This window comes from Psychrobacter sp. Ps2, from assembly GCF_022129405.1.
In the GTDB taxonomy this organism is placed as follows: Bacteria; Pseudomonadota; Gammaproteobacteria; order Pseudomonadales; family Moraxellaceae; genus Psychrobacter.
In genome coordinates, this window is sequence record NZ_JADQAM010000052.1 from 79,843 (window position 1) to 90,093 (window position 10,251).

9 protein-coding genes and 1 tRNA gene are annotated in these 10,251 nt (G+C 40.1%); 6 read left to right on the top strand and 4 right to left on the bottom strand.

Translation table 11 applies throughout. The features are described from left to right. Positions 1–41 precede the first annotated feature (41 nt). From I3254_RS07425 to I3254_RS07450, 6 genes are all read left to right on the top strand, one after another. Positions 42–118: transfer RNA gene (locus tag I3254_RS07425), tRNA-Pro, on the top strand. 172 nt (positions 119–290) lie between these two features. After that, a complete protein-coding gene (locus I3254_RS07430) occupies positions 291–1,511 on the top strand; it encodes an integrase arm-type DNA-binding domain-containing protein (RefSeq protein ID WP_238052295.1) in 1,221 nt (406 codons plus the stop codon). A gap of 95 nt (positions 1,512–1,606) precedes the next feature. After that, entirely contained in the window at positions 1,607–2,038 is a 432-nt protein-coding gene (locus I3254_RS07435; protein WP_228707154.1) for a transposase, read from the top strand. 61 nt (positions 2,039–2,099) lie between these two features. Then, the gene (locus I3254_RS07440; protein WP_102092402.1) at positions 2,100–2,411 is read left to right on the top strand and encodes a transposase; all 312 of its coding nucleotides are present in this window, start codon (positions 2,100–2,102) and stop codon (positions 2,409–2,411) included. Between the two features lie 256 nt (positions 2,412–2,667). Beyond that, positions 2,668–3,081 carry a DDE-type integrase/transposase/recombinase gene (locus I3254_RS07445; protein WP_238052297.1) on the top strand — a complete coding sequence of 138 codons (414 nt, stop codon included), beginning with the start codon at positions 2,668–2,670 and terminating at the stop codon, positions 3,079–3,081. Next, on the top strand, positions 3,082–3,567 hold the full coding sequence (locus I3254_RS07450) for an aminotransferase class V-fold PLP-dependent enzyme (RefSeq protein WP_102092400.1): 486 nt from the start codon (positions 3,082–3,084) through the stop codon (positions 3,565–3,567). A gap of 230 nt (positions 3,568–3,797) precedes the next feature. Here the strand turns inward: I3254_RS07450 and I3254_RS07455 are convergent, their stop codons facing one another. Genes I3254_RS07455 through I3254_RS07470 form a run of 4 tightly spaced genes read right to left on the bottom strand, consistent with a single transcriptional unit; the run spans position 3,798 to position 9,954 of the window. Continuing rightward, complete coding sequence (locus tag I3254_RS07455; RefSeq protein ID WP_238052300.1) at positions 3,798–5,858, bottom strand: site-specific integrase; 2,061 nt, start codon at positions 5,856–5,858, stop codon at positions 3,798–3,800. Continuing rightward, positions 5,851–7,074: a hypothetical protein gene (locus I3254_RS07460; protein ID WP_238052301.1), complete on the bottom strand. Its 1,224-nt coding sequence runs from the start codon at positions 7,072–7,074 to the stop codon at positions 5,851–5,853. The genes I3254_RS07455 and I3254_RS07460 overlap by 8 nt, the downstream gene beginning before the upstream one ends. After that, the gene (locus I3254_RS07465) at positions 7,067–9,394 is read right to left on the bottom strand and encodes a hypothetical protein (protein WP_238052302.1); all 2,328 of its coding nucleotides are present in this window, start codon (positions 9,392–9,394) and stop codon (positions 7,067–7,069) included. The genes I3254_RS07460 and I3254_RS07465 overlap by 8 nt, the downstream gene beginning before the upstream one ends. Then, on the bottom strand, positions 9,394–9,954 hold the full coding sequence (locus I3254_RS07470) for a hypothetical protein (RefSeq protein WP_238052303.1): 561 nt from the start codon (positions 9,952–9,954) through the stop codon (positions 9,394–9,396). Before I3254_RS07470 ends, I3254_RS07465 begins: the two co-directional genes overlap by 1 nt. Between the last annotated feature and the right edge of the window lie 297 nt (positions 9,955–10,251).

Consider the following 10,251-nt stretch of genomic DNA (forward strand, 5'->3'; position numbering starts at 1 on the left):
CCTTGCAATATACATAATTTTGCGTAAAATAGTCAGTCACTCGGGGCGTAGCGCAGTCTGGTAGCGCACTACACTGGGGGTGTAGTGGTCGCAGGTTCAAATCCTGCCGTTCCGACCAAACACAATATTAGGGCAGACCGTCATTGACCGTCTGCCCTTTTATTTGCAAGCCATTCAGCTGAATCAGCCTTTTTTAAAGGCATTTGTTATCCGTTATAGAACGTGGTAATCCGTCTAAAATGTTGGTATTATCGTTGGTATCATACGATACCATAATGGATAATACCAACATGAGTCTAAATAATACACAGATAAAAAATCTTAAGCCTACCCAAAAAGCGATAGACTCAAAACGACCTGATAAACATAGTGATGGTCAAGGGTTACAATTATGGGTGCGTTATACAGGCGTTAAGTCATGGATCAGCGCCTACCGCTGGCAAGGCAAACAGCAAACCCTTACTATCGGTACTTATCCAGTAATGAGCCTACAAAGTGCACGCCAGCGCAATCTTGAGATCAAAAGATTAATAGTTGATGGCATTAACCCAAAAGACGATAAGAAAAAAACACGAGCAGAAAATGACGGATCAAAGGCTTTCGATACGATAGCTCAGTGTTGGCATAATGACCGTAAAGCACATATAGCACCTACTACCCATAGCCGTGACTACTCACAATATCAGCGCGACATTAAGCCCGTCATTGGTCATATGAATATAAATGAGATAACTGCGCCTGATGTTTTGGCTATTGGTAAAGCTATCGAAGCTAGGGGCGCTAGTGATATGGCAAGACGCGCAATACGTCAAACAGGGCAAATCTTTAAACAAGCCATACGTGAGGGCTTAACCAACCTCAACCCAGCCGACGACCTAACTGAAGCACTAAAACCGCATAAGGTAAAGCACCATAGTCGCATCACCAGCCAGCAATTACCAAAGCTATTACAAGACATTAACGCCTATGATGGTGATGTACTGGTAAAGCTAGGCCTATGGTTTATGTGCTATACGTTTGTGAGAACGCAGGAATTACGCTTTATGGAATGGAGCGAAATAGACTATAAAGACAAGTTATGGCGCATACCTGCCGATAAAATGAAAATGGATAGACCGCATTTAGTGCCGCTTACACCGCAAACAATGGCGATCTTAGAGCAAATCAAGACGCTAGGCTTTTCGGACAAGTATGTCTTCTTTAATCCATCGACGCGTAAGCCATACAGTACCAATGCTTTTATTACTGCCCTATGGCGCATGGGCTATAAAGGCAGAATGACAGGGCACGGATTTCGCGGACTTGCCAGCACTACCTTACATGAACAAGAGTTTATGCACGAAGCTATAGAGCTACAGCTGGCACATGAAAAAGAAAACAAAATAAGCAAAGCCTACAATGGAGCTCAACACTTGCCTTATCGTACCGACATGATGCATCAATGGGCTAATTATATTGATGATGCGTTTGCTGGCAAGACTGAAGATAGGATAGATTGTTCAAAAGTGTAAGATGGTTGAGACATATGTGTTTAAGTAAATAAAAATATTGAGCCTTTCCTAAAAACTGTGTAACAGCTTATAATCTCCCAACAGGAGAATAAGCAATGACTACTCAATCTGACATTAAAAAACTGGCCGAGCAAATGGCCAGCAGCATGAGCAGCTTCGATGACATCAAAGACTTCCAAAAGCAACTCATGCAATCCTTTATAGATACCGCTCTCGAAGCTGAGATGGAAGATCATCTTGGCTATCCTAAGCATGAGAAAGCTGATAAACCCAATAAGCGCAATGGGCACACTAAAAAGACCGTCCGCAGTGACACAGGCGATCTTGAGATATCTACCCCAAGAGACCGCGATAGCAGCTTTGAGCCTGCATTAGTGCGTAAGCATCAAACCCGTATTAGTGGCCTTGATGATAAAATAATCATGTTTTATGCCAAGGGTCAAACCACCACTGAAATTGTTGAAACCATCAAAGACATCTACGACGTTGATATATCAAGCTCTCTTGTCTCAAGAGTCACTGTGTAGTGGCATAATAAACTTGGACAGCGCATAAGAGGTTTATACTAACCCAAAGAAGGAAAATAGTATGACCACCAAACGCAATCAATATACCCGAGAATTCAAATTAGAAGCCATCAGCTTAGTCGTTGATCATAAGCGTAAAATACCTGACGTGGCCGATTCTTTAGGAATAGGTAAATCCACTCTACAGAAATGGCTGAGTCAGTACCGTCAAGAAATGACTGGCCAAGCACCTAAAGTCGGCAACGCCTTAACGGATGAGCAGCGCGAGCTTCAAGAATTGCGCAAACAAGTTAAGCGGCTGACTATGGAGCGTAACATCTTAAAAAAGGCTTCCGCTCTGCTAGCCTTGGACAGCCTGAACGGCTATCGCTAATCAGTCAGCTTGCAGAGCAAGACAAGCATGTTAATAAAAGTCTTCTGTGCAAACTGTTTGGCGTGATAAAAAGCAGTTACTACTATGGCATGCAGCCCAAGCCCATCAGTCTTGAAACCGTCAAGCACAAGGCATTAATTCGTCAAATATTTAACGACTCAAAGCGCTCAGCAGGCGCTCGCAGCATTGCCGCCATAATAATGAATGAACACAACATCAAGCTATCACGCTATCACGCTATATGGTAGGTAAACTTATGGCGCAGATGAGGCTTAAAAGCTGTCAATTGAAGACGCACAAATACAAGCACGCTGACGAGGCGCATAAAACGCATGACAATATCCTAGCTCGCAACTTTAGCCCAACAGCGCCCAATCAAGTCTGGACGGGGGATGTGACTTACATTCGTATCAAGGGTGGCTGGTGCTACCTAGCCGTTGTTTTAGATTTATATGCTCGGCGTGTGGTGGGCTTTGCTGTATCAGATTCCCCTGATAGCGTGCTGACCGCTAAAGCCCTACAGATGGCGTATCACACTAGGCTCAAACCCAGTGGCGTGCTGTTTCATTCCGATCAGGGAACCCATTACACCAGTAAGACATTTGCTGAATCCGTTGCCAGTTGTGAGGGCATGACGCAAAGTATGAGCCGTTCAGGTGTCCTAAATTAGTTGACCACTACAATTGTGGGTGGCGGACAGCAAGATGGACTACGAGCTGGAACTCTGGCTACTCCTTTAATAGTCGGCTTTCAAAAAGCGGCTGAGATAATGTGCGAGAATAAAGAGGTAGAAGCTGAGTCGCTCAAGCAGCTACGCCAAATACTCCTCGAAAACTTAAGCAAGAAACTTGATGTTGAAGTTATTGGAGATGCTGAGAGCCGCCATCCAGGAAACTTGTATCTTGCAATATCAGGTGTAGATAGTGTTCAGTTATTGAACAACCTACAACCCCATCTTGCCTTTTCTCTTAGCTCAGCTTGTGATGGGCTGAATCGGGAATACCCTCCACTTTTAAAAGCAATAGGTATAAATAAAGAAAAAGCTGAAACGACATTACGAATTTGTGTGGGTCGTATGACTACTGAAGCAGAAATTACACAAGCAGCAAATATGATTGTTAGTACTGCGCATAAAGTAAATAAAATGACTTTATAATTAATGTTGGGGTTCTACCAGAATATGGGATGGGCTCCTCCTCTTAGTTAGTTAACCCCAGTTCGGGATAAGAGATCCATTAAGCTACTGATAGTATTGATACTTCCTATCACTCTTGAAGATCAGCTAACTCTTTGAAGGCAAGCTTCCCTATAAACAACTGTCATAAGCATGACTTTCTAAGCTCAGATATTGATTATGCAAATAATATCAATAACTTAAAAACTAGCTTATCCCGAATTCAGGTTAGTTACTAACACCATCAACAAATATCCTAAGTACTTGAGCACCCCCGATGATGCATAATAGTGATCAGTGGTAGCCAAGTTTTTGTCAGAGTGTTTACGTTTTTTCTGTACTACGCTTACCTCATAGCCATGAAAACTCTCACGAGAACCGACACGTATTGAGCTGCTCAAACTCAAGTATTTTTTAACATCACTTACAGCTTGCTCGCTATATGCCCTAACCTGCCAATGACTGGCATCAATAAGCTGACAACCTACTACCATAAAACTCTGTAGCATCTCCAGCTGGATCTCCTTAATACCAAAATGAATCGATGAGTTATTTAAGTTTTGTTTGTGTGCAAATATCTTAATAAACATTTTCAACTTCTCAGGATCCTTTATAGACATCTGATATGCTCTATCTAATGCTCTAATTATTACTTCCTGATTCTTACTACCTTTAGGCCTACCTAGTAATAGCCTGTCATCGTCGAACAGCTCACTAGCGCGCAGATATAAACATTTAGATTCATTTAGACTTACACCATGTCTAATAGCAGCTTCAGGCAACAGCTGAACTCGAGAGTTTTCTTTTAACTCTTGTAGCTCCTCTAGAAAACCTATTACGTCCGCATATTTAGGATGAATGAAAATTGAATTTATATTTGACTCATTAAATCCATTCAAGTTACCGTTTAACAGTTGCTGGCTAGCATTGATATTAGGTTCATCTGCATTCTTAAATAATGGTGTTTTATTAACAGCTGTTTTTTTAAGAAAATATTTTCTTATCTTATTTAACTTTACAGTCTTTGTCGTTGCATCATAAGCAGTTTTGTCTTGCCTATAAATGATTGAGTAATCTAACCCTGTTATTAGCTCTAAAACTGTTATAGGTAGCTCCAAGCAAGCATTACTCAGCCGCTCCCCTGCCAGCAGATGAGCAGTATGAATATAGTGCTCGAAGGTTGTGTCGCACGTTAAATGTCCTGAAAGGCTGGCCAACCCAAACCAAGAGCCCTGCTTTTTATGATAGCCCAGGATACCTTTTATGACTTTTTCGCACTGCTCATTATCATAATCAGTCATCACCTGTGCTAATGGTGAATTACTTAGTACTAATGCCAGCTGACTAATAGCAGTATGCCTAAAGCTGTGAAATGTGAAGTCATGCTCCCCTAGCAATTTATCCCAAATCAGCTTCATGAGATTTCTAAAGAATATACTAGGTAACGGCTGATCGCCTGAACCTTGAGAAAATAAGTAATGACGCTTCAGTCTTTTCTGCTGACGATATAACTGAGTAAATTGTTCTAGCTCGTCTTTTTTAAGCAGGCAGTTAATTGGTATAAGGCGGCTTGCACTGCTACTTTTCAATCTCCGATAGCGATTTGGTCTTAACCATATTTGCGGCTGCTCTATTCGCTGTCCATACTCATCAATATAGATATCAGCTATATCACGAACTTTAACACCGATAAGTTCTTTGATACGCATTCCTGTTCGATACGCAAGACTTAAGACTACTAAGCAAAGGTTTTTCTGTTCATCATCTAAATCCGAGGTGACCAAATACTCTTTCATCGCATGATAGATCCGAGGTGATATCATGTTCGCATTTACCACTTGGCGTTTATTACCCCACGGAAAATACACAAACGGCGCATTATAGTACGCTCTCTGATAATCATGGAAAGCTCGTAGTCTGCCGTAAGTAAATTTTTGAGTATCTTTGAGCTTATCCAGATATGAAACTTTGTTTTTCTTTACGTGCTCATTCTTTAAGCCATTGAGACTACCTTTACTTAACACATCGTCTGTACAGCCAACTAAGTCATCATCCGCATCTAGATTGTCTTCGCCAAAGCCTGAGTCTTTGTTCAAAATAGACTGCTTTCTTCCATCCTTAATCTTACTTTGAATGATCTCCTCATATACAGCTTCAAAGTCCTCACCAGACCATTCATCAAGATTCTCATCCATTGTTAGCATCAGCCAATCCCGACCAATACATCCCAGATATTTGCTGATGGTATTTAACCTGTTATTGCTATCATTCAATAAGCTCTTTACCCATCCTAAAAGACGCATGCCGTTGGGTTGGGTTGGGTTGGGTTAACTCCTGCTGTAACAGCTCTACTTGTATAATAGCGGATGCTTTACTGCCCTTAAGTGCGTCTTGAACCTCTTTAATAAGATTCTTACCAAAGCTTGGATAAACCCTACTATTGGTACTTTTTTTGTCTGATTCTGAATAACTTGCTACAAATAACTCTTCCCAAGTGAGCGGCTGTGGGTTTGATTTAATCACCTCTTGATTATAATTAATAAGCTTATTTGTGGTTAAGCCCGTCGTTTTAATCTTGCCCTGTCTAACAATAGCCAGTGCAGTGTCTATATCGCCTCCCTTCATCTGCCGCCAATGATAGTCAGCGTATTTTATTAACTGTGATAAATGCGGTTTACTTTTATCTTTATTTTGTAGTTTTAGCTTCTTACAAATATCACTGATAATGGTTTCAAACGACTTCACATCTTCTTTTTTTAACTTTTTATCTTTTAGTGCGTATAAAAAGCAAAGTGTCATATCATCAGGTATGTACTCTATATAGCGCTGTAAGCTTGTAGCAGATACATCCTCTGAGGTATGACTTTGCGTATAAGAACAACCGTAATTGTCATCATCAATACTGAGCAAGATTAGCGCCAAACTCTTGCTGCTGACACCTGAACCTGGTAATTCATCAGTTGCTGGTAGCTGCAATTGATATATGTCACGTTCGCCTAGGAGCCATTGATACAGTGCTTTTAACACATCTATGTCATTCAATCCCCCATACATCACACTACAGTAGAGCACTGACTCAATCAAATCATTGTTTGAGAACCTTCTTTTCCGTTGCCATATCTCAATCATTTGCTGGCTAGCAAGGCTTACTTGAGCACCATTTACCATCCAATCATAGGATATTGTTAAATGATCACGCTCTGCTATGACTGGCACAACTGGTTCATCTAGATTCAGTTCATGAGCTTTGTTGTAACTTCGTATGTATTCTAAAAAACCTTGCCTGGCTAAGTAATAGGTATGCGCAGTATCAAAATGCATCTCAAGCACGCTATCAATAGCTTGATAATATTCAGTTAAGTCTGTTCCTGTGGGTATGTGATTGTCATCAACATAAGACGCTATCAAAACTTTCGCCTCATTTTTGATACTCTCATGACTTTTACTTTTATTTGCTTCTCTTAACTGATGAGCAACGGCGTTATCCATATATACTCACCTCAACTTGTCGTAGGTTAAGCTCAACTGCAACTTTTTTATCTAAGTCAGCGGATAACGCTTTTAGCTCATTAATGGATAATGACGACATGGGATGCATAGTCTCCTGATCTGAATGTTCATGACCATATAAGGCGCAGATCAAATGCTCAGGAGACCTATTCGTGAGTAGTGCACGTAATTGATGTCTTAGCCAATTATCTTGATGACTAAAAAAATGTTTTATCTGATAGCGAATTTTACTAGGCGTGATACCGGTAAAGCCTTTGGGATTTTGGCTAAATAGCTGAATAAGTGGCTGACTAGAGTTCAAAATTTTATTTATAGGAAATTGATCATTGGGATATATAGAATTATGCATGACCGCAAATTGTTTGATATATTCAATATAATTCTGAATCGCTGTGATTAAGAAATCACTAAGAGGAATAAGTCTTCCCTGCCCTTGTCCCTGACGCTCTTCTTTATCCGACACCCATAATAGCTTTTGCCTAAAATCAAATTGATTTAAAAGCCCAGGCGCATGCTTTACAGGTCTAATCCCAGTCTGAATAAATATGATATGCCATAGCCAGACACCATAAGCATTAAACTGCTCAACATAACGGTCCTTCCTTATGCTTACGTTCCGCTTTAATCGACCGTTATAACTCTCAGCTGCCTCAGCAAGTTCATCAAAGAACTTTTGACAGATATCAGTATTTAAGGCCATGTCACTACCGACATATTTTTTATACCGATTACTTTTCGTGCTAGACATACTAAGCTGTCGCAGCTCACCTTGGCTGTCCGCAGTACAGTATTCGGTCAATAGCTGTATAGCGCTGTAGTAGGTCTTCTCTAAGCTTATCGTCTCAATACTGGTGTAATACAAGGGCGAGCTGTGCTTCACATCAACCCCAGTAATCATGTCGGCATGTAATGGCTCTTGCAGCTCATTCTTTATAACTATATATAAACAAGCGTCAATATGCTGATTAGATAACACTGGTAGCTCTAGTTGCGTTTTTAAGCTTGCTAGCACTTCAGAGACCTCATCACTATCCACCAAAAACTTATTTGCAATAACTGCTTGCAGCCTAGCAGGCAGAGGTAATTTAAATTCATCATCATGGCTTTGACGATGTGGCAATAAGTGGCTTCTACGATTTGAAGTTACGTTAATAGTATTACTCATAGCATAACTATCAGCAGCCGAACCGCTCTCATGACTCAACCACTTGCGCTGACTTTTATCCAGTTCTAACTCATAAATCACGTCTTGGACCTTCCGACCACTTAGCATTGATAGTAATATAACGGCATAAACCCGACGCTGTTTATAGCTGACAACGCCAAAAAGCTGCCACACCCGAGCGAATAGCATTTGATAGCTTAATAGGTTTAGTTGACGTAGGTTGGTAGGAAAATAAAACTGGTTACGGCGGGCATGTCGATATTTATTTTTTAGCTTCCATTGCTGTAATTCTGAGGATTTAACGGTTGTCCTGGAAGGCTTAAAATCATTATCTAAGAGCGCAGGCGGGTCATCATCAGCAATATTCTCAGCGTCCGATACGTTATCATTTTTATGGGGTCTACCAAATATTGTGACTCGTATTGGCTCATCAGCACTATTAAGGTATCGCTTATTAGTGTGTTCTTTACTAAGCTCATTGTTTTGTGAGCTGGTATAGGTTTTACCTACAAACGCTTTGTTCTCTGCAACTACTTCATAGGCAAGTCTTATTTGACCAATTTTACCAGCCAACTTTTGATTAACCACTTTGCCTGACTCTTCATCACTTCTTATCTTAGCTTCATATACGCGTAATGCTGCTAGTGCCTTCGTCAGTGAAACATGTTGAGCATGGATATCAATCAGTTTTTTAACAATCTCAGCTTGTGGGTTATTGTCCTTCAACCCCATCCTTAGACGCACACTTAGCTGACTGACTTTTGCAGAGTGTTCATCCTTACGTATAGCAATCATAATAATTATTTGCAGATATGCACTCATAAACTGCCATGCTTCATTATCAGGATGTACTTGACCATACCTCTGGTAAAACAAGACCAGCATATAAGTGACTGCCCAATCTTCAATCTTCCTCTCTTTGACGACTTCCCTGGCAATAGCTTCACATTCAGACGATGCAAGTACTGGCATATCTATGTTGGTCTGCTCACCACTATGTAAGCAAAAGCCTGAATTAATATAAATGATGTTAATAATCAGGGTTTGTAGTTTTATATAGTACGGTGAATCAAGTGGCACTAAATGATCTAAAACCTTTTGTAATTCGCTGTTATCAAACTGCTTTATATTCATTAGGGTGCACCACTCAACCAGCTCATACTTTGAGGAATACCTAGAACTCGATCTTCTAGTGCAAACTTACATTGGCGATATTCATAACTACTCTGGCTAATACCTGCAAAATGGCAATACTCCTTCACGGTCAGTTGCTTAATTCCCATTAGCTGACATATAACACTTTGAGGTGCAGTGCATTTAAGTGCTTTAAACAAATCAGGATGGTGAATACCTTTCAAGGATATCAAGTCTATAACATCCCTCCATGCGAGCTGCTGAACATCTTTAATACTTTCAGGGATTATTAAACATGGGTAATCACTATCATTCTCTAACCTTAAGACCTGATCGACTCTTTGAAAATCATTAAAGAAATAGAAAGCACCGTCTCCTCCATCAACCAAGCGAAGTGGTGGACGGTAGAAGTTATCCAAAAACTTCATATTGATATAAGTCGTTTTAGGTCTCAATCTCTGCCAAACACATAAAGCGGCTTTAGCATACGGATGTACATACAAATTATCCTTACTAGGATTGGCAAGTTTTTGCCCAACCTTAAGTTTATTATTTTTCATTACATATACAATAATAGTGAATACAATTCATGTTATCCAATAATCACTTAGGTGTCAAACGCTTTAGTATTGTGGAGCTTAATATCATAAAATAATCGTTATTATTAAATAGTTAGTATTATTTTAGACATAAAAAAACCTCTTAACACTATAGAATATATAGCTTCAAGAGGTTATTTCTTTTTCTAATTTTATTAGGTGAAAAGGTCAGAGTTGGGGTTTGTAAACTAAGTAAAAAAGTACAGCGAAGGCTGTTAGAGTTTTTTACGGCTGAAGTGACTGCTAGAACAGCCGCGG